General features: G+C 45.3%; 18 protein-coding genes. 15 read left to right on the top strand and 3 right to left on the bottom strand.

All coding sequences use genetic code 11. The features are described 5' to 3' along the window. The first annotated feature begins 269 nt into the window (after positions 1–269). The 10 genes from alaS (at position 270) to AC58U0_RS12390 (ending at position 12,132) form a co-directional block, all read left to right on the top strand. On the top strand, positions 270–2,897 hold the full coding sequence (gene alaS, locus AC58U0_RS12435; RefSeq protein ID WP_497379339.1) for an alanine--tRNA ligase: 2,628 nt from the start codon (positions 270–272) through the stop codon (positions 2,895–2,897). 113 nt (positions 2,898–3,010) lie between these two features. Next, a complete protein-coding gene (locus AC58U0_RS12430; protein WP_028555746.1) occupies positions 3,011–3,271 on the top strand; it encodes an IreB family regulatory phosphoprotein in 261 nt (86 codons plus the stop codon). An 18-nt stretch (positions 3,272–3,289) separates the two neighbouring features. After that, the gene (gene ruvX / locus AC58U0_RS12425) at positions 3,290–3,706 is read left to right on the top strand and encodes a Holliday junction resolvase RuvX (RefSeq protein WP_057306102.1); all 417 of its coding nucleotides are present in this window, start codon (positions 3,290–3,292) and stop codon (positions 3,704–3,706) included. A 6-nt stretch (positions 3,707–3,712) separates the two neighbouring features. After that, a complete protein-coding gene (locus tag AC58U0_RS12420; protein ID WP_057306101.1) occupies positions 3,713–4,021 on the top strand; it encodes a DUF1292 domain-containing protein in 309 nt (102 codons plus the stop codon). Then, positions 4,018–4,314: a DUF1292 domain-containing protein gene (locus AC58U0_RS12415; protein WP_057306100.1), complete on the top strand. Its 297-nt coding sequence runs from the start codon at positions 4,018–4,020 to the stop codon at positions 4,312–4,314. The genes AC58U0_RS12420 and AC58U0_RS12415 overlap by 4 nt, the downstream gene beginning before the upstream one ends. A gap of 116 nt (positions 4,315–4,430) precedes the next feature. Further along, the gene (mltG, locus tag AC58U0_RS12410) at positions 4,431–5,528 is read left to right on the top strand and encodes an endolytic transglycosylase MltG (RefSeq protein ID WP_497379494.1); all 1,098 of its coding nucleotides are present in this window, start codon (positions 4,431–4,433) and stop codon (positions 5,526–5,528) included. Positions 5,529–5,574: 46 nt separating this feature from the next. Then, entirely contained in the window at positions 5,575–6,504 is a 930-nt protein-coding gene (locus AC58U0_RS12405) for a peptidase U32 family protein (protein ID WP_497379338.1), read from the top strand. Between the two features lie 26 nt (positions 6,505–6,530). Further along, positions 6,531–7,814, top strand: coding sequence for a peptidase U32 family protein (locus AC58U0_RS12400; protein ID WP_497379337.1), 1,284 nt, complete (start codon positions 6,531–6,533; stop codon positions 7,812–7,814). A 171-nt stretch (positions 7,815–7,985) separates the two neighbouring features. Beyond that, positions 7,986–10,166 (top strand): methyl-accepting chemotaxis protein, encoded by a 2,181-nt coding sequence (locus AC58U0_RS12395; RefSeq protein ID WP_497379336.1) that lies wholly within the window; start codon positions 7,986–7,988, stop codon positions 10,164–10,166. A gap of 151 nt (positions 10,167–10,317) precedes the next feature. After that, positions 10,318–12,132, top strand: coding sequence for a peptidoglycan D,D-transpeptidase FtsI family protein (locus AC58U0_RS12390; protein WP_497379335.1), 1,815 nt, complete (start codon positions 10,318–10,320; stop codon positions 12,130–12,132). Here the strand turns inward: AC58U0_RS12390 and AC58U0_RS12385 are convergent. Further along, positions 12,118–13,386 carry an ATP-binding protein gene (locus AC58U0_RS12385; RefSeq protein ID WP_497379334.1) on the bottom strand — a complete coding sequence of 423 codons (1,269 nt, stop codon included), beginning with the start codon at positions 13,384–13,386 and terminating at the stop codon, positions 12,118–12,120. The two genes, AC58U0_RS12390 and AC58U0_RS12385, sit on opposite strands and share 15 nt — an antisense overlap. Positions 13,387–13,630: 244 nt before the next feature. Here AC58U0_RS12385 and AC58U0_RS12380 point away from each other — a divergent pair, with 244 nt between their 5' ends. Further along, positions 13,631–14,455: a lipoate--protein ligase family protein gene (locus AC58U0_RS12380; RefSeq protein WP_497379333.1), complete on the top strand. Its 825-nt coding sequence runs from the start codon at positions 13,631–13,633 to the stop codon at positions 14,453–14,455. Between the two features lie 57 nt (positions 14,456–14,512). On the opposite strand, the gene AC58U0_RS12375 is transcribed toward AC58U0_RS12380, so the two are convergent. After that, positions 14,513–15,244, bottom strand: coding sequence for an alpha/beta hydrolase (locus AC58U0_RS12375; protein WP_497379332.1), 732 nt, complete (start codon positions 15,242–15,244; stop codon positions 14,513–14,515). 264 nt (positions 15,245–15,508) lie between these two features. Between AC58U0_RS12375 and pdhA the strand changes: the two genes are divergently transcribed. The 4 genes from pdhA (at position 15,509) to lpdA (ending at position 20,451) form a co-directional block, all read left to right on the top strand. Then, the gene (pdhA, locus tag AC58U0_RS12370; protein ID WP_497379331.1) at positions 15,509–16,591 is read left to right on the top strand and encodes a pyruvate dehydrogenase (acetyl-transferring) E1 component subunit alpha; all 1,083 of its coding nucleotides are present in this window, start codon (positions 15,509–15,511) and stop codon (positions 16,589–16,591) included. Positions 16,592–16,687: 96 nt separating this feature from the next. Continuing rightward, positions 16,688–17,668, top strand: coding sequence for an alpha-ketoacid dehydrogenase subunit beta (locus tag AC58U0_RS12365; protein ID WP_497379330.1), 981 nt, complete (start codon positions 16,688–16,690; stop codon positions 17,666–17,668). A 31-nt stretch (positions 17,669–17,699) separates the two neighbouring features. Next, complete coding sequence (locus AC58U0_RS12360) at positions 17,700–19,031, top strand: dihydrolipoamide acetyltransferase family protein (protein WP_497379329.1); 1,332 nt, start codon at positions 17,700–17,702, stop codon at positions 19,029–19,031. Positions 19,032–19,035: 4 nt separating this feature from the next. Next, the gene (lpdA, locus tag AC58U0_RS12355; RefSeq protein ID WP_261304889.1) at positions 19,036–20,451 is read left to right on the top strand and encodes a dihydrolipoyl dehydrogenase; all 1,416 of its coding nucleotides are present in this window, start codon (positions 19,036–19,038) and stop codon (positions 20,449–20,451) included. Between the two features lie 83 nt (positions 20,452–20,534). Here the strand turns inward: lpdA and AC58U0_RS12350 are convergent, their stop codons facing one another. Further along, positions 20,535–21,203: a YdeI/OmpD-associated family protein gene (locus tag AC58U0_RS12350; protein ID WP_497379328.1), complete on the bottom strand. Its 669-nt coding sequence runs from the start codon at positions 21,201–21,203 to the stop codon at positions 20,535–20,537. Positions 21,204–21,218: the final 15 nt, after the last annotated feature.

Raw genomic sequence — 21,218 nt, 5'->3', positions numbered from 1 at the left:
CCGCTAGAGCAGTGTTACTGTGAGTAGTGGCTGAGAGAACCTTTCGATGCTAGGATGGCCCAAAGCTCGTTTCGGAGTGTGGATGAACTCCACCGGCTGGACCCGTTACAGATCCGCACAAGGAGATTGCGTTTGTTTCCTCTTGCTATAAGCGAGGGTTGGCCGAGCACAATAACCAGGGTGGTACCGCGATTATTCGTCCCTGTATGTTACAGGGGCGTTTTTTGTTTGTTTTTCGAACAATTGATAAATATGGAGGCTTGAAAAAGATGAAAGCAAGTGAAATTCGTTCCAAGTGGTTGCAGTTCTTTGCAAGTAAAGGGCATAAGATAGAGTCAAGTTCATCACTCGTCCCACATAATGACCCCTCACTCTTGTGGATTAATGCAGGGATTGCTCCTTTAAAGCCGTATTTAGATGGACGCGAAATTCCTGAAAATCCGCGAATTACAAATGCTCAAAAATGTATTCGTACCAACGATATTGAGAACGTAGGTAAAACACGCAGACATCATACGTTCTTTGAGATGCTGGGGAATTTCTCGATCGGAGACTACTTTAAAAAAGAAGTCATTCCTTGGGCTTGGGAGTTTTTGACGGATCCGCAGTGGATCGGCTTTGATCCGAATCGTATTTCTGTCACTGTGCATGAAGATGATGAAGAAGCTTTTGAAATTTGGAACAAACAAATTGGTATTCCCGAAGAGCGTATTTATAAGCTCAAAGAAGATAATTTTTGGGATATTGGCGAAGGTCCATGTGGTCCTTGTACAGAGATTTTCTATGATCGCGGTGATAAATACGGTGATTTGGCAGATCCGGAATGCTGGCCAGGCGGAGAAAATGAGCGTTTCCTAGAAGTTTGGAACCTCGTGTTTACGCAATTCAACCATAATAAGGACGGCAGCTATACACCGCTTCCTAACAAAAATATTGATACTGGGGCAGGATTAGAACGGTTTGCTTCGATTTTGCAAGATGTGGACTCGAACTTTGACACGGATTTGTTCAAGCCGATTATTGATAAAACATGTGAGCTTACAGGTGTGAAATATCATGTGAACGAAGAACACGATGTTGCACTCAAAGTCATCGCTGACCATATCCGTACTGTTGCTTTCTCCGTTGGTGATGGCGTTCTGCCTTCTAATGAAGGACGCGGTTATGTGATCCGCCGATTGCTGCGCCGCGCAGTACGGTACGGCAAAGTGCTTGGACTTGATAAGCCGTTCCTGCATAAGCTCGTACCAACCGTTGGAGAAATAATGGGCGTTTACTACACGGAAGTTGTAGATAAACGAGAATTTATCGAGAAGGTGATCCGAACCGAAGAGGAGCGTTTCCATGAAACGTTAAGCGACGGCTTGATCATTCTGGCTGAGATGGTAGAAAAGACTCGTCAAGCGGGTACGAATCAGATCAGCGGACCGGATGCTTTTAAGCTGTATGATACGTATGGCTTCCCATTCGATTTAACCGAAGATTTTGCTTCTGAGAAGGGTTTAACGGTTGACCGTGCCGGATTTGATGCTTCCATGCAGGAACAGCGTGACCGTGCTAGAGCGGCCAGTCATAAAGAAGGCGGCATGAAGGTGCAAGGCGGACCGCTGTCTGAATTGACGATTAAAAGCGAATTTGTTGGTTATAATGAATTGGTAGTTACTGCTAGTATCGTGGCGATCGTTCATGAGAATGAACTCGTTGACATTGTCGGGGTCGGTGAGACTTGTCAAGTCGTATTGGATCGGACTCCTTTCTACGCTGAAAGCGGCGGTCAGGTAAGTGACTATGGTATAATTCGAAGTAACCAAGTGTCATTGAAGGTTGAAGATGTTATCAAAGCGCCTCATGGCCAGCACGTTCACAAAGTTCTTGTTGTATCGGGTGTTCTTCGCAAAGGTGATTCGGTAGAAGCTATTGTTGCTGCTGCAGAACGTGGAGACATTGTTAAGAACCATACAGCTACACATTTGCTACACAAAGCGCTTAAGGAAGTACTTGGAACGCATGTTAACCAAGCGGGGTCTTTGGTTGAACCTGACCGTTTGCGGTTTGACTTCTCGCATTTCGGAAGCATTAGCAGCGAAGAGCTGCAGGATGTTGAGCAGCGTGTGAACCGTCAGATTTGGAACAACACGAATGTGGATATTTCACTCCAAGCAATCGCTGACGCCAAGGCAATGGGAGCAATGGCTTTATTCGGTGAGAAGTACGGTGATATCGTTCGTGTTGTGCAAGTTGGCGATTACAGCTTAGAGCTGTGCGGCGGCTGCCACGTCCAGAATACGGGTCAAATTGGCTTATTCAAAATCGTTAGCGAGTCCGGTATCGGTTCAGGTGTTCGTCGGATCGAAGCGGTGTCTGGCCGCAGCGCGTATGAATACCTTGATCAGCAATTACATTTACTGAAAGAATCCGCAGGCTTGCTCAAATCAAATATTCAAGATGTACCTAAACGAGTGGAAGCTACGCTTCAGCAAGTGAAGGAACTGACACGTGAAAACGAGTCGCTGCGGAGCAAACTTGGGCGAATCGAAGCGGGTTCTCTTACAGACCAAGTGAAGCAAATAGCAGGGGTTTCGGTGCTGGCAGCACAAGTCAATGCGGCGGATATGGATTCACTTCGTAATATTGTAGATGAGATGAAGACGAAGCTAGGTTCCGCTGTTATCGTACTCGGCGCAGTTGCTGATGACAAAGTCAATTTGGTAGCTGCTGTAACGCCTGATCTTGTGGCTAAAGGCTACCACGCTGGCAAAATCATTAAAGAAGTGGCTCAGGCTGTTGGCGGCAGCGGAGGCGGTCGCCCGGATATGGCGCAAGCAGGCGGTAAGGATGCCTCCAAATTGCAAGCTGCATTGTCCGGAGTTGAAGGACTTCTTTCCCAATTTGCATAATTATTTTTCTGTGGGACAGGAATTTTTAAACCCATAGAGAATATAACCAGTATACATGGATTGATTTTCAAATATTTCACAAATGGTATCACAAGGAAAGTGAGGTGCTCCTGATGAGTTCCATGGATAAAACGATGAAGTTTAACGTAAAGGCAGAAGAAATAGAGACATCGCCAAAAGACGTGTTATTAGCGGTGTACGATGCTCTTCAGGAAAAAGGGTATAATCCGATCAACCAGATTGTCGGGTACTTGCTTTCCGGAGATCCTGCCTATATTCCACGGCATAACAATGCTCGGAGCCTCATTCGTAAACGGGAACGGGACGAACTCATTGAAGAATTAGTTCGTGCTTATCTGGGTCAACACAAATAGAAGGAAAAGAGAACCGGCATGAGATGGATAGGCTTGGATTATGGGGACAAGACGATTGGTGTAGCGATGAGCGACGAGCTTGGTTGGACGGCTCAAGGGCTTGAAGTCATACATCGTCGTAAGCCTGGGGAAGACATCGCTCGGCTGGAGGCCATTGTCAAAGAGTATGGTGTTACTCAAATCATTGTAGGCTTACCCAAGAATATGAACAATACAATAGGGCCACGCGGCGAGCTTGCTATCGCATTTTCGCAAGAATTAGAGCAAAAACTAAGTGTACCTGTACACTTGTGGGATGAGCGGTTAACGACCGTAGCTGCGACACGCACACTGCTAGAAGCTGATGTGAGTCGGAAGAAACGCAAGTTGGTTATTGATAAAATGGCCGCACAGCTCATTTTGCAAGGGTACATGGATGCCAATATGAAGAGGTGAACGAATATGTCCAAAGAAGAATTGCATGAAGAACAACCAGAAATCATTTACATCCCGGACGATGAAGGCAACGAAGAAGAGTTCGAGGTTATCATGAAATTCGAAGTGGACGGTTCTGACAAGAAGTACATGATGGTAGTGCCTACAGACGGCGGAGATGAAGAATCCGATGAAGTGTACGCATTTCGCTATGAAGAGGATGATGACGGCGAGGATTTAAAGCTGTTCACCATCGATGATGAAGAGGAATGGGATATTGTTGAAGAAACATTCAATACTTTAATGGCAGAATTCGATGAGGAAGAAGAAGCATGAGTACGACGCCTTCTGACGTATTGCGTAAAACTTACGGGGATGATATTATTTTGTTTGATGAGCAAAATGAATCAACGGTGTATCATCTTCTTAAAGAATTCGTTTATGGAAATTATACGTATGCTGTTCTGCAATCCGATGAACTCAAGAAGGAAGACGAGGTTGCTGTCTTCCGAGTGACGACAGATAGCGACGGACAGTATGAATTGGAAACCATCGAGGATGACGAGGAATGGGAAACCGTTTCAGAGCTCTACGACGAGATGGTATTTCCAGAACAGGATGAATTGTAAGAAGCATACAACCGAGCGGAGCGCATCCGCTCGTTTTTGTTTGCTTTGGGGTATACAAATGCTTACGAAGTCAGTTTTGCTAAAGCAAAACTCTTAGGAGGATTATTGTGAACAACATGCTTGAACAAGAGAATGAACAGAATAAGCCTAGACGAAGTAAGCTTAAGCTCATCCTTCTTGTCATTGGACTATTGCTTCTCATTATCATTGGCACTGCAGGCGGCATCGGATTGTATATCGCGAGTGCTCTTCAGCCTGTAGCTGCTTCAGAGCAAGAAGTAAGGGTTTCAATCCCACAAGGCGCCGGGTCTTTACAAATCGCCAAGGAGCTTGAAACGAAGGGACTTATTAAAAATTCTTCGGTTTTTACGTATTATTTAAAGGTGAAGAAACAGGGCTCCAGACTTCAAGCAGGCGAGTACAGTATGAAACCGGGCATGACATTCGAAGAAATGATTAATAAACTGAATAAAGGGGATACCGTGAAGGAAGAAGTCATTCGTATTACGATCCCTGAGGGCTATACCATTGATCAGATTGCAGCGAAATTAAGTGAACAGACCCCTTGGAAAAAAGAAGTTTTTCTACAAATGGCAGATGCACCTGCTGGGTTGAAGGGGGATACGATCGCAACGATTCCTGATAATAAAAGCATCAAACACCGTCTCGAAGGGTATCTGTTCCCGGAAACGTATGAGTTTAAGAAGGACTCCACGGAACAAGATTTTATTGAGCGAACACTGCAGCAGCTGGATAAGAAGCTGACGACACTTCCGCCAGACTGGAAGGACAAGCTGAAGGAGCGCGGACTTAACGTACACCAGATGTTGACTATTGCCTCTTTAATTGAACGTGAAGTGGTTGTAAACGAAGAGCGTGCACTGGTTTCCGGCGTTATCCAGAACCGGTTGAAGAAGAATATGCCCCTGCAAATTGATGCAACCGTCCAATATTTATTCGATAAGTCCAAAGAAAGATTGCTGGAGAAGGATCTACAAATACAAAGTCCTTATAATACGTATCTAAACACAGGTTTACCTCCGGGACCGATCGCGAGTCCGAGCTTAGCCTCGATGAAAGCAGCTATTTATCCGGAAGAGACGAAGTATTTATTTTACGTAACAAAAAAGGACGGGACCAAAGGGCATTTATTCGCAGAAACTTTTGAAGAGCATAAGAAGAATATTGCAGAAAGTAAGAAGGCTGCGAATTAGTAGTACGAACTTATGATAGGAAGCTGACAGAAGGTAGGGTAAGCAATTGAAAAAACCAGAGTTAGTAGTAAGCTGCAGCACTGTGGCAGAACTGAAAAGATTGATCGAAGCAGGCGCAGATGCGGTTATTATTGGCGAAGCGCGCTACGGCATGCGTCTGCCGGGAGAAGTGAAACTGGATGAGATGCAGGAAGCTGTGTCCTGGGCACATGAACAGAAGGCTAAAGTATATGTTGCTGTAAACAATATTTTCGACAATAATGCCCTTGAAGGGCTGTTTGATTATTTAGCTAAATTACAAGAATACGGTGTGGATGCTGTCATTTTCGGTGATCCCGCGGTACTTATGACTGCCCGCAGCTTACCTAAGCCGCTAGCGCTGCACTGGAATGCTGAGATGACATCAACCAATTACGCGACTGCGAACTATTGGGCTAAGCAAGGAGCTACCCGTGTGGTCCTGGCTAGAGAACTGAATATGGAGCAGGTTTTGGCTTTTAAAGAGAAAGCGGAGCTGGCTGTTGAAGTACAAGTGCATGGCATCACCAATATTTATCACTCTAAGCGTGAGCTAGTGAAGAATTATATCGAGCACCAAGGAAAAGATGCAGCTGACCAGGATCGTTCCATAGAGCGAGGGCTTTTCCTCATTGAGCATGAACGCCGTGATCAGCGTTACCCTGTATACGAAGATAGTAATGGCACGCACATCATGAGCTCCGAAGATATATGCATGTTGGAAAATTTACCTGAGCTTATGGACGGTCAAATAGATAGCTTGAAAATCGAAGGTCTTTTGAAATCTGCTCTGTATAACGAAACGGTTGTGAGAAGCTATCGGGCTGTAATCGATGCTTATGCAGCTGATCCTGAGGGATATAGCTTTCAACAGGAATGGTTGGATGCGATCGTTAAGCTGCAAGATCCTGAACGTGAATTGTCATATGGGTTTTTCTACAAAGAACAGGTATATTGATAGATGAAAGAAGGTGCGTTATCGTGATGACGACAGCCATAGAAGCTCGAGCTAGAGGAAAGCGTGTTAGGCTTAACAAGCCGGAATTACTGGCTCCGGCAGGCAGTTTAGAGAAGCTGAAATTTGCGATCCATTACGGAGCGGATGCGGTTTATATCGGTGGTCAGAAATATGGTCTTCGATCCAACGCGGATAACTTTTCACTGGAGGAAATGCGCGAAGCCGTAGAGTTTGCTAATCAATATGGGGCAAAAGTATTCGTAGCAACGAATATTTACGCTCATAATGAGGATATAGAAGGTCTTGATGATTATTTGAGAGGACTTCAAGAGGTGGGGATTTCTGCTATTATTGCAGCTGATCCAATTATTATGGAGACATGCAGAAGAGTTGCACCTAAGCTGGAAGTTCATGTGAGCACACAGCAATCCGTTATGAACTGGCAAACCGTGAAGTTTTGGAAAGACCAGGGTATTGAGCGAGTTGTTCTAGCCCGCGAAGTCAGCATGGAAGAAATCGATGAGATTAAAGCTCATGTTGATGTAGAGATTGAAGCCTTCATTCATGGGGCTATGTGCAGCTCGTACTCGGGCAGATGCGTGCTTTCTAATCATTTCACTGACCGAGATTCCAATCGTGGCGGCTGCTCGCAATCATGTCGTTGGAAGTACGATTTATTTGCCAAGGATCAACCTCTTTCCGCTCCTTTGGCGACAGATTTGCCTATGTTTGGCGAGGAAGATGATGCTTTCACAATGGGTTCGAAGGATCTGAGCATGATGGAACATATTGCGGAGATGATCGAATCTGGCGTAGACAGCTTCAAGATTGAGGGCAGGATGAAGAGCATTCATTATGTGGCTACGGTTGTTAATGCTTACCGCCAAGCGATTGATGCTTACTTTACCGATCCAGAGCATTTCGAGGTTAACCCTGTATGGCAGGATGAAATATATAAAGCGGCAAACCGACCTTTGAACACTGGTTTCTTCTATGAAGCGCCTGGACATGAGGATCATATTTTTGAGCCAGAAGATAAAGTTGTTGGATTTGATTTTGTTGGTCTGGTTATGGGATATGATGCTGAAACGGGCACGGCGCTCATACAGCAAAGAAATCATTTCAAGCCTGGCCAAGAAATTGAATTTTTCGGGCCGGATGGTACGCACTTTAAGCAAAAGGTTGGCATAATACGCAATGAAGATGGCCAAGAATTAGATGCAGCTAGACATCCACTTCAATTGGTTAAATTACAAACGGACAAGCCTGTAAAAAAATGGGATATGATGCGAAAGAAAACAGGAAAATAGTACCATGGAAACTTCCTCCAGACTCAGTTATATTGGAGGAAGTTTCTTTTTTATTATTTTAGATCGGATTTTGAAGGATAATGGTAAACTATGTCGAAATTATTAAAAAACGTAAAGTGAACCCTTTACATTCTAGTTCAAAAGTATGGTATTTGTAGGAAGTAGAAACTAATGGCGGTGAACAAAATGAAAGAGAAACTTCAAAGTATTTTAGACAAAGTAGTTCAAGCAATTCGTAATGTTCCATGGGGGCGTATTGTAGGCGTGGCAAGCAAGAAATCTAAACAAATGGGTTCGATTGCTTTTAAAGAAATGAAACAAGTCAAGGTAGAAAACCCCGTAAAATCCGTAGGTATGAAGCTGTTTTTAATGTTTTTTGTAAGCATTCTTTTTTTCGTCATCACTGTGGGTCTGATTTCTTACTCGGTATCGAAAAATGTGATTAAAAACAAAGTGTCTGAATCCAGTCTTCAAACCGTAACCCAGGCGGGGCAAAAATTAGATTTCCTTTATCAAACTTTTGATGAAGTATCTCTGCAAATTATGCTTAACAAGGAACTGCAAGATTTACTTGGGTCAATTCCTACCTTAGATCCATCCTCTTACGAAGCTCTTGACGTTACTCGTCAATTGACAGAGAAATTGAATGTAGTGACTTTCTCGAACAAGGCAATTAAAACGCTTCATCTTTACAAACCTGATGGTAAACTGATTGTCATTACCGGTTCTGGAGGAACTGCATTTAGCGACAATTCAAGCACGAATGATTGGTTTAAGAAGATTGTTGAGAACGGTGGAAAAGTGACTTGGTTAGATAGTAAAGTCAAAGGGTATTCCAGCAGCTCGTCCAATACATTTGCCATTGGTCGTGTGATGAGAAATACACTTACGAATTCCACATCCGCCATTCTTCTGATTGAGCTTAATACAGATCTTCTAACAAAAGAGATTACTGGAATGTCATTAGGTGATGATAGCAAGGTTGTCATTACGAATGCAGGGAACAAATACATAGCTAATAAAGAAATCTCAGAACTAGAAAAAGATTCTGACATCAAACTTACGAAAGAACAGTTAGATGAAGAACACGGTTCTTTTACAACAAAAGACGATCACTTGGTTGCCTACTATAAATCGACCGTATCAGGTTGGAATCTAGTTGGTGATATACCTGTGAGCTCACTGGTGAAGGATGCTAAGAAAATCTTCAATTATACGATTCTAATCGCCTTGTTCGCCGCTATTGCTGCTGTACTAATCGGATTATTCGTAGCTAGAATGATCGGACGTCCTTTGATTAATCTTCGTAATTTGATGCAGCAAGGTGCAAAAGGAAAGCTTACCGTGCGTGCGAACTACAAAACGCAAGATGAAATTGGACAACTAGGTGCCAGCTTTGATGTGATGATGCAGCAGATTACAACCTTGGTTCAACAAACAAGTACTTCTGCCCAAGCTGTTTTCGAAACGGCACAAGAATTAACGAATTCCTCTAAGGTAACGGCTACAGCTGCAAGAGAAATTGCAGTGGCGACGGATGAGATTTCCAATGGTGCTGGAGGATTGGCGACGGAGTCTGAGAGAGGCAATGAGTTGACTTATCATATTGGCGAGCAAATGAAGCAGGTCATCGAAGCCAACCTCGAGATGGGAACAGCTGCTGCGGATGTTCAAAGCTCCAGTGAGCAAGGAACGAAGTATATGACTGAACTTATTTCGAAAACGAACCTGACGGAAGAAATGATCCGCTCGATGGTTGATAAAGTCGATAATTTGAAAGACAGTACCCGTTCCATCCGTAAGATCCTGGATGTTCTGAATAATATGACGAAGCAAACGAATATTTTGTCTTTGAATGCGACAATTGAGGCCGCACGCGCCGGTGCAGCTGGTAAAGGCTTCATGGTGGTTGCAGATGAGATTCGAAAACTAGCGGATCAATCCAGACAATCTATTGATGTCGTAGGTCAAATTACAGAAACCATTACGAAAGAAATCGATGAGACTGTGAAAGTGCTTTCGACGGCAACACCAATTTTCCAAGAACAAATATTAGCTGTTAAAGAAGCTGACACCATCTTCAAACAAGTAACGAACCACATGGGTGGGTTCATTACACAGCTAAGTACGGTAAGCGATTCGATCTCCACATTGGAGCAATCACAAGTTGTACTTTCCGATGCCATGACGAATGTCAGCGCGGTAGCAGAGGAATCACTAGCTACATCGGAAGAAGTTGCTTCTTTGAGCTCAGAACAGCTTAGTATCAGCGACGGTCTAGTTAAACTATCGGACAAACTGGATCAGCTGTCCAAATCGCTTAACGACACTTTATCCAAATTCGAAGTATAAGTATCATAGAATACGTAGTCCACTCTCCATTTAGGAGGGTGGATTTTTTTGTTTTATGGAGCTTTAACGTGGAGCGGGCAGTTTGACCATGATCAGGAATGACGATACTGAAAGCAACAGCAGTTATTGTTAAATAGAAGGAGTCAGGAGCATGGGGATTAAACCATTATCGTCTTTAGAGAAACGTCGAATCTTTCTTGTTCTGCTCACGATCTTACTCTTGTTTATAGGGATCGTTGGCAAGCTTTTTTGGATACAAATTGCCACAACGGAAAGTTACTCCTCACGAGGGGTTAATTTGGTCAAAAACTCGGTCGTACAAAGGCAGCGGGCCCTTGTCCTGGAAAGCGGCCGTGGAGAAATCTTAGACCGTGATTTAAAGCCGATGACGGGGAAAATCATTAAAGCCCTAGTGGCGTTTCCTATTAATAGCTACTACCAAGGTAATCCTCAGCAAATAAACCAGCTCGCTAGCATTTTGCGGACGAATACGGCTGGGTGGCTTGCTTTCTCTCGTGATTTGAAAGAACCGCAAGTGTGGCGTACGGCTGAAGGTGGGAAACCGGTCATGTTAAGCGATCAACAGGAGGAGCAAATTAATGCCCTCGGCTTGCCCTTTTTGAAAGTCGTGAAGATGGAGGATCGCTATCCGTCAGGCATGACAGCGCGCCAATTGATCGGGTTTATTGGGCAAAATCCGGATAGAGTGATGAGTATCTACGGTGATGATCTGGAGAAAGGAAAGGTTGCGCTAACCTCGAAAATCGGAGGTGCAGGACTGGAGAAAACGTTCGATTTGTGGCTTCGAGGTATTGGTGAGACATCAATCTCTTATTTTACAGACGCAGGAAAAAGACCGCTAGCTGGCCTAGATGCCCGAATGATTGCACCTGAAAATACCTTCTATCCAGTCAAATTAGTGACAACACTGGATTTAAGCGTGCAGCAACGAATTGAAAACCTAATGGATAAGCTAAATATTCGTGAAGGTGCAGCTGTTGTTCAGGAAGTGGCACAAGGCGACATCGTCGCGATGGCGAGCAGACCTAACTTTGATCAGACAGAAGTCGATCTGGCTAGCAATAACTGGAGCAATTATGCGCTCAAGGCGACAGCGCCTGGCTCGATTTTCAAAACAGTTGTAGCCGCAGCCGCATTGGATAAAGGGATCGTTGATCCCAAAGAAACTTTCAATTGTGAAGGCGCTCTTGGGAAATATGGCTTTACGTGCTGGAGAAGAGATGGACATGGGCCTTTAACTTTAGAGCAGGGCTATGCGCAATCCTGCAATATTGTCTTTGCCAGAGTGATGCAGCGGTTGACGCCTGCTGAGTTGGAAAGCTATGCACATAAGCTTGGTGTATTGAATGAAGTGGGCTGGACGGGGAAGACGGATAGCGAGCCAATCCTCCATCAATTGGATACGGAGGAGCAAGGACAGCTATTTGGAGCCCATACCCCGCATAACGATGAGGGAGTGCTTATGCAAACGGCCATTGGCCAAAGAGATGTCAGGATGACCCCTTTGCAGGCGTCTAATATGGTCGTTACCTTGCTGCATGGTGGAAAGGGCTATTCACCAAGAGTAGTACAAGAAATTCGATATCAGACGGATCGTGTGATGGAGAAATTTCCAGTTCAATTATTAGATTCTGAGGCGGGGCGGGTTTCAGCGGCAACCAGTCGTACATTAGTAAACTGGATGAGAGAAGTGGTAACCGAAGGAACAGGACAAGGCTTAAAGGATGCCAAGTGGAAGCTGGCTGGGAAATCCGGTACCGCACAAATCGAGATCGGTAAGCAAGAAAAGGTGAATCAGTGGTTTATTGGTTATGGACCTGTTGATTCACCGAAATATGCCGTTTCCGTTGTTATTAAGAACATGGATCCAACTGAGAGCAATAAGTCCATTCCGTTGTTCAAAGGGATTATGGATATTTTAGCAAGTGATTCAGACAGCAGGTAATGAAATCGTGAAGCAGGTTCCCTGGTCGGGCTGGCTTGTTACTTCAATGAGTCCGCCAAATGTTTTGATGATTCTATAGGAGACCATCATGCCAAGACCGGTTCCTTTATTTTTCGTGGAGTAAAAGGGTGTTCCGAGACGGTTCACCTGCTCTGGAGTCATGCCAACACCGTTATCTTTAATTTGTAAAATAACCTTACCGCTTTTCTTGAAGCCTGTTATTTGCAGAGTACCTCCGCTGGGCATAGCCTCGATGCCGTTTTTCGTTAAATTAACTAAGCATTGAATCATTTTCTCGCTGTTGGCATTTACCACAAGAGAAGACTCCATATCGATAAGAATTTCTACACCGCGCATTGACGCGTAAGGATTTATGAGATTGCTTAATTTGAGAGATAAGGTGGACACATCCACCTCTTCAAGCTTCTCGGCTTGCGGTTTAGCGAAGGATAAGTAATCCGTGATAATGCTTTGTGCTCGGTCGATTTCTTCAATAACCATGGTCGTATAGATGCGTTTCTTCTCTTCTGTCACTTCAGACTGGCTAAGTATTTGCATAAAGCCGCGGGCAACTGTCATTGGGTTGCGAATTTCATGAGCGACAGAAGCAGCTAATTCGCTTAACACATTCAGCTTTTCGGAACGCTGGACTTCTTGACGCATCGCTACATTTTCACTGATACGAACAATTAAATAGGTTAACATCCACATCGTCAGCATTTGAACCATACAGAACATTAAGCCATATAGTAGAAAGCTTTTATCCACGGGTACATTCGAATCTATGCGATAAAGCATCGTCATACAGAAGGTTGCTAGAGCGCTAATAAAAGCTAGAAGACTTGGAAACATCACTTTGGGGGTTAGATGCTTCCAATTGCTAAGTGCAATGAAAGCTAAGATGAAGGGTACAAGCAGAGCGGACAACGTAACAATCCATAAAAAATCAGAACCGTCGACATAGTAGCTGTAGGCTAGAATAATTGCGAAGACTATAAGTCCTGAACGTATGCCGCCATAAAGGAAAGCAATCAGTACAGGGATTGTGCGCAGATCAAAATTGTTGCCTGTTGTTGTGAAAAAGGGATGAGACATGCTGAATATGGCTGCTAGTGAACAAATGAGCCCAATAAATGCTTGATTTGAAACATTAAAGCGGAAGGGATCGGGTCGATCCAACACTAAAATGTGGCAAAGCAAGATGGGGAGTGTCAAAGCTAGTATATTGAGAAGTAAGTCGTCAATTACATTCAAGGATCTCGCCTACTTAATTGAAAATTTTGGGTTTATTTTTATTTTCGACAGAAAACTTGAAATTCCTTTGATTTCTTTTCCAAATTTTTGATGTTTTTTGACAAGTTTTGACGGAAACTTGCTGTTTATCCATTTTTCAGGCAAAATGTTGCTCTTCCTGTACATGCTCTTTATTGCAGCAAAGGTTTATATCGCTTACAATTCTGTACATGGATACAAATCGTAGGCTCAGGAGATTAAGCAAATGACGACTTTAGAACTACCCTCTTCAATGGTCATTCATGATCGATCCGGTGAAACTGCAGGGCAACCGATTTTATATGCTTTTGCTCTGGAAGAACTTTTATGTCGAGCAATAGGTAAAACAGCACCGCCGATTCTGCACATATGGAGGCATCCACGAGCCTTTGTGATGGGACTGAGAGATAGTCGCCTCCCGAAAGCAGCCGAAGCTAACGATTGGCTGCTAAGTCAAGGCTTTGATACGGCTGTAAGAAACTCTGGAGGTGCAGCAGTGCCTCTCGATTTGGGTGTCGTGAATGTATCCCTGTTGTTACCGAAAAGTGCGGGTGACATGGAGCATCGCAAGGATTTCGATTTAATGGTAGCTTTGATAAGAGATGTCATGAGCACAATAACCAATCGTATCGATCAGGGGGAAGTGATGGGTTCATTTTGTCCGGGGGAATTCGATCTAAGTGTTGGTGGACGTAAGTTTTGCGGCATTGCACAGCGCAGACAACAGCATGCCTTATCGGTTCAAGCATTCATTATCGTGGAAGGTTTGGGTGAAGCAAAAGCATCTTTGGCCAGAAGCTTTTACGAGCGCGCGGCGGGCTCAGCATCACCAAATGACTATCCGGCAGTGGCGCCAGGGAGTATGGCGAGTTTATCGGAATGCTTACATATAGAGTTAAGTGCAACGCGTTTCACAGACAATTTGGTACAGGTGATGGCCGCAAAAGGAGTGAAAGTACAGAGTCCTAGGGATATCTCAGGCTATCCGAGTGAAGATGAGATACAGGGTATGATGGAGCTTTTGAAGCAGCGTTATGCGATTAAAGTATAAATAAATGCGGCCCAATTTGCGTCAGGAGACGGAAAGTGGACCGCTTTTTTAACGTTATCATGCTAGAAAATAATGCAGGGCCGCGTCCAACTCTCCTTGCCAAAATCCCCATAAATGTTTCCCAGGCTTCTCGATATAGTGAAGGGTAACATTTTTATTTTCCATCTCAGCTTTGGCTAGACGGTTTTCTCTTACGAAATCAAAAGTTCCTCGTTCCGTTTTTACATCTGTCTCATCCAAGCCAATTAACATATACAGCTCCAGCCACGATAAGTCGTCCTCTGCTTTGATACGTTCTCTGGTAATGTCGAAAAATGCGCCCGATAAGGATATAACACGGCAAAAAAGGCTAGGATAATCTAAGGCGAGATGCAAGGACACGGTCCCCCCAAGGGAATCACCCGCCACAATGCGTTCGTTCCGTTCGGATCGAATCGGATATCGGCTTTCTACATAAGGGAGGAGTTCCTCTGCAAAAAAACGGCAGTACGCATCATGGCGTTCACCCTCAGGCGCATATTCCGAAGTGCGGTTACGATTATTCACATCCACACCGACAACAATGGCGGGTTCTAAGCCTTCATCTAGAATACAGCGTGTGATCGTAGTCGCAATTCGGCCGAAATTAAAGAATTGCTCACCATCTTGGCAATAAATGACCGGATAGGAGAGCAGTTCGTTGTATCCGGGAGGGAGATATATGCGCAGGGAGCGATTTTCTCCGAGAAGGACAGAGGTGAGTTCATCTTTCACAATCGTTCTTTTATAAAAGCGAGAGTCATCCGACATGGTTGTGCTCCTTTAACTTTCTCTTAAACCTAATTTGGTGTAGCGAGTGTAAGCTTGTCATTTAGAGGGTAAGGTGTATTATAGCAGTTGTAAATTTTGTGTTAACTGTATTATACATTTTCGGGAACTGTACTATTCACTCCGTTGAAAAAAGGTCATATACCACAGGGATGCTGGTGTACAATTCACAAAAACAGGTTTATAATAATACTATAACAGAAGTGAAGCTAGCAGGCATCAAAATCATATAAGAGGTGAAATGGTATGAGTAAGCCACTTGTCAGCCAAGCGAATTATGAAGTGACCACAGAGAAGGTTGAGCCTTTACAGGTTCTAGCTCCAGATGGCACCATTGTTAATTCCGACAAAATGCCTAAACTTAGTGACGACCAATTGAAAGAATTAATGAGAAGAATGGTATTCACCCGCGTATGGGACGAAAGAGCAGTTAATCTTGGTCGCCAAGGACGTCTTGGTTTCTATGCTCCGGTATCCGGACAAGAAGCTTCGATGATCGGTAGTGAATTTGCATTAAATAAAGACGATTTCATTTGCCCGGGTTACCGCGATATGCCGCAGCTCGTTTGGCACGGACTTCCGCTTTATCAAGCATTTTTGTATTCTCGTGGTCATCAGCATGGCGGACAAATTCCGCAGGATGTACACGTACTTATGCCGCAAATCATCATCGGAGCTCAAATTTTGCATGCTACCGGTGTAGCTATGGCATTCAAGAAACGTAACCAACCGCGTGTTGCGATTACGTACACAGGCGACGGAGGAAGCTCCGAGGGCGATTTCTACGAAGGCATGAACTTTGCAGGAGCATTCAAGTTGCCTGTCATTTATTTTGTACAAAACAATGGTTACGCAATTACGACTCCTTATTCGAAGCAAACAGGTGCGCTTTCTGTGGCGCATAAAGCACTTGCTGCCGGTATCAAAGGCGTGCAAGTTGACGGAATGGACGTATTGGCTGTTGTTCAAGCTGTTACCGAAGCTGCTGAAAGAGGACGCAGAGGCGAAGGCGCTACATTGATTGAAGCATTAACTTACCGTTACCGTCCGCATTCCTTGGCGGATGATACGACAAAATACCGGACCAAAGATGAAGAGAGCGACTGGGAGCCTAAGGATCCGCTTACGCGTATGCGTCTGTTCTTGACTAAAAAAGGTCTCTGGAGCGAAGAAGAAGAAGCTGGAGTGAAAGAAGAAGCGAAAGCAACGGTTGCTGAACATATCAAAAAAGCGGAAGAAACAGAGAAAATGACGGTTGCAGGCCTAATTGACTCTATGTTCGAAGTAACACCGGCACATCTCGAAGAACAGAAGCAAGCGTTTAAATAAATCAGGCTTACGATGCCAGTTTTTCTGGCGAAAAACTCAGCTTAAGCTTACGAAGCAAGTTTTCTCACGAAAACAATTAGGAGGCACGGAGAAGTCATGGCACAAATGACGATGATTCAAGCGATAAAAGACGCAATGCGCGTTGAACTGGAAAGAGATCCTAATGTAATTTTGTTCGGCGAAGACGTTGGCCATGTTGGTGGCGTATTCCGTGCTACGGAAGGTTTACAAAAAGAATTCGGCGAAGAGCGCGTATTCGATACGCCTCTTGCTGAATCGGCTATCGGCGGACTTGCGGTTGGTCTTGGAGTTCAAGGCTTTCGTCCGATTGCAGAAATTCAATTCGTAGGTTTTATTTATGAAGCACTGGACCAAATTTGCGTGCAAGCAGCTCGTATGCGTTACCGTTCCGGCGGCCGTTACAACGCTCCAATCGTATTCCGTACACCTTTTGGCGGCGGTGTTAAAGCGGCTGAGCTTCACACAGATGCACTCGAAGGTTTGCTTGTTCAAACGCCAGGTATTAAAGTTGTTGTTCCTTCCAATCCTTACGATGCGAAGGGACTGCTCATTTCCGCGATTCGTGATAATGACCCTGTCTTCTTCATGGAGCATCTGAACTTATACCGTGCATTCCGCGCAGAAGTACCAGAAGGCGAATATGCCATTGAGCTTGGTAAAGCAAATGTTGTTCGCGAGGGCTCAGATGTAACGGTTATTACTTACGGCGCTATGGTTCACACATCTGTGAAAGCGGCGGAAGAGATCGAGAAAACACAAGGTGTGAAAGTTGAAGTTATCGACTTACGCACACTGATTCCTCTTGATATCGAAACAATTGTAGCTTCGATCAAGAAAACAAACCGTGCGATTATCGTACAAGAAGCACAAAAAACATCCGGTGTAGCAGCAGAGGTTATTGCACAGATTAATGAAAAAGCGATTCTGCATCTGGAAGCTCCAGTCTTGCGTATTGCACCGCCAGATACAATCTATCCGTTCGCTCAAATCGAAGACGCTTGGTTGCCTAGTCCAGCAAGTGTCATTGCAGGCATTAATCAAGTACTCGAATTCTAATCAAAGTCGAAGGTAATAGGAGGTTGTGCACGTGGCATTGTTTGAATACAAGTTCCCAGAGCTTGGTGAAGGCATACATGAAGGCGAGATCGTAAAGCTGTTGGTTAAAGCGGGTGACACCGTAACAGACGAAACGATTCTTATGGAAGTACAGAATGATAAAGCGGTTGTTGAAGTTCCTTGTCCGGTTGAAGGTAAAGTTGTCTCCGTTGCCGTAAAGGAAGGACAAGTTTGTAATATTGGCGAGCTTGTTATGACAATTGAAGTGACAGGCGAACTGCCTGCTGAATCCATGCATCACAAGACCGACAGCCACGCTGCGCCTGCAGCTGCGGCGGCTCCAACAGCTGCACCAGCGGCGGCAGCACCGGCACCTACAGCAGCGCCTGTGGCAGCTGCTGCTGCAGTAGCCGCGCCAAGCGCTGGCGCAGGCCGCGAAGTGCTTGCGACGCCTAGCGTACGCAAGCTCGCAAGAGAGCAAGGCATCACACTCGCAGAGGTGACGCCTACAGGTAAGCACGGCCGCGTAACACGCGAGGACGTGCTTGGCTTTAACGGAGCTGCGGCGGCAGCTCCGGAAGCAGCAGAACCAGCTGCGTCATCAGTAGCAGCTGGCGAAACGGCACCTGCGGCGGTAGCGCAGCAGGTTGTTGTAGGCGATCGCGTCGAAGAACGGGTTCCATTCAAAGGAATCCGTAAAATTATCGCGAACGCTATGGTTAAATCCGTGTACACGGCTCCGCACGTGACATTGATGGACGAAATCGACGTATCGGCACTTGTCGCACTGCGTGAGCGCACGAAGCCACTCGCCGAGAAAAAAGGCGTGAAGCTGACTTACCTGCCTTTCATCGTGAAAGCATTGGTTGCGGCTTGCCGTCAATTCCCTGCATTGAATGCGATGATCGACGAAGAGAAACAAGAAATCGTCTACAAAAAGTACTACAACATCGGAATTGCAACAGATACAGACAACGGATTGCTCGTTCCTGTTATCCATGATGCAGACCGCAAAAATATATGGTCGATCGCTTCTTCGATTAAAGATCTTGCCGTTCGCGGACGCGAAGGCAAATTGGCTCCGAACGAAATGAAAGGCGGCACGATTTCCATTACGAACATTGGTTCCGTAGGCGGTATGTTCTTCACACCGGTTATCAACTTCCCTGAAGTTGCGATCCTAGGTGCAGGCCGTATCACAGAGAAACCAGTTGTGAAAAACGGGCAGATCGTTGCAGCATCGGTTATGGCGCTTTCCTTGAGCTTCGACCACCGTATTGTGGATGGAGCAACAGCACAAAGCTTCCTGAACTACATCAAACAGCTTCTGGCTGATCCAGAGCTTCTCGTCTTGGAGGTGTAACAGCATGGTAGTAGGAGATGCTTCTTTAGATATTGATTTGTTGGTTATTGGCGCAGGTCCCGGCGGTTACGTAGCTGCCATCCGTGCGGCTCAGCTTGGGCAAAGCGTTCTAATTGTTGATAAAGCGGAATGGGGCGGCGTGTGCTTGAACCGCGGCTGTATCCCATCCAAAGCTTTAATCTCTGCAGCCCACACGTATGAGCATGCACAGCACGCTGACAGCATGGGTATCTCTGTTGAGAATGTGAAAGTAGACTTTGCAAAGGTACAAGCATGGAAAAACAGCATTGTTGCAAAACAAACGGGCGGCGTTGGCGCGCTGCTCAAAGGTAACAAGATTCAAACGTTCCAAGGCGAAGTGATGTTCATCAATGAGCATGAGGCACGTGTATTCAATGATGCAGAAGCTCCTCGCTACCGCTTCAAGCACTGCATTATCGCGACGGGATCCCGTCCGATCGAGCTGAAAGCATTCCCTTACGGCGGAAGAATCATTTCTTCCACGGAAGCGTTGAACTTGCCTGAAATTCCAAAAAGCATGGTCGTTATCGGCGGCGGCTACATCGGAATCGAGCTAGGTCAAACGTATGCGAAGTTCGGTACAAAAGTAACCGTGCTTGAAGGCTCCGATCATGTGCTTCCAGGCTTCGAGAAAGAATTTACGAAGCTTGTTGCACGCAGTCTGGATAAAGTTGGCGTAGAGGTTCATACTGAAGCTTTGGCACAATCCTGCACGAAGACGGAAAACGACGTTACTGTCACGTTCACTGTAAAAGGCGAAGAGAAGCAAGTAACGGCCGATTACGTATTAGTCACCGTCGGTCGTCGCCCGAATACAGATGGCGAGCTTGGTCTTGATCTCATCAACTTGAAAATGACGGACCGAGGTTTGATTGAAGTGGATAACCAAGGCAGAACGAGCATTCCGCATATCTTCGCGATTGGTGATGTTGTACCTGGTCTTTCATTGGCACACAAAGCTTCCTATGAAGCTAAAGTGGCTGCTGAGGCGATTGCAGGTCACTCCAGCATCGTAGATTACAAAGCAATGCCTGCTGTTGTTTTCTCGGATCCGGAAATTGCTGGCGTAGGTCTAAGTGAAACAGAAGCCAAAGCACAAGGCATCAATGTTACAATTGGTAAATTCCCTTATGCTGCTAACGGTCGCGCTAACTCTTTGAACGCAGGTCAAGGCTTCGTGAAGCTGGTCGGCGACAAAGAAACAGGCCAACTGCTTGGTGGTCAAATCGTTGGTCCGGAAGCATCTAACTTGATCGGTGAGCTTGCTCTTGCCGTTGAGATGGGCGCTAACTTGGAGGACATCGCACTTACGATTCATGCGCATCCAACATTGACAGAAATGATCATGGATGCCGCGGAAGGTGCGCTTGGTCATCCGATTCACCAACTTGGTAAATAATTAGCTTTATTCCTTTAGTTTCCCTACCTTTAGATAAAAAGTCCCGAGAGTTTGGCATTAGCCGCTCTACGGGACTCTTTTTTTTATTCTTTGAATCTAGGATTTTTGATACCCTGCAGAAGCTTCTCTACCGTCTTGATGACTCGCGCGCTGCGTGTTTCCTCACGTTTGGCTTCCGTAATCCACTGCGCATATTCCTTGCGGTTGCTGTAGGAAAGCGTTGCAAAGAAATCAGCTGCCGAAGGATTCACGCGAAAGGCTTCTGCGAGATCATCGGGTACAATAACGACCTTCTCACTGGGAGCAGATTCCGTATTAGCATTAGCCCGGTTAGCTAATCGTTCGCTGCGCGGCGTCTTCACGAGGCCGATAGGGCGAAACCGCATAGCTGACCACGTCTCGTCAATGGACACCAAACTAACGCCTTCAAAATGCAAATCGGTGACCGTTTGCCAGCTAGAGTCTCGATTAATGTCCGTTTTTATTTTAGAGGTTCCTTTGGGATAGTTAATCCATAACATGCCCTCAGGTGTTACGGCCTCAATGGCTTTGGGAGCTAGCTGCTGGACCTCAGTAAGCGTGTGGACGAATACCTGGACAAAGTCATAAGCCTCAGTGCCTTCTAATCGGTCCGTCAGCAGAACGCCTTCAGGGAGGGGACTCAGCATATCGAGATAACCCTCTGGCGCGTTCATGATGAGTGCTCGTTTACAACTTCCTAAACGTAGCTTCTTAGCGAGTGCGTTTTCCATTGAACTTCCTCATTT

Source organism: Paenibacillus sp. J31P190, assembly GCF_059692075.1.
Note: the sequence above shows the minus strand (reverse complement) of the source record. Positions and strands in the feature narration are given on the sequence as shown.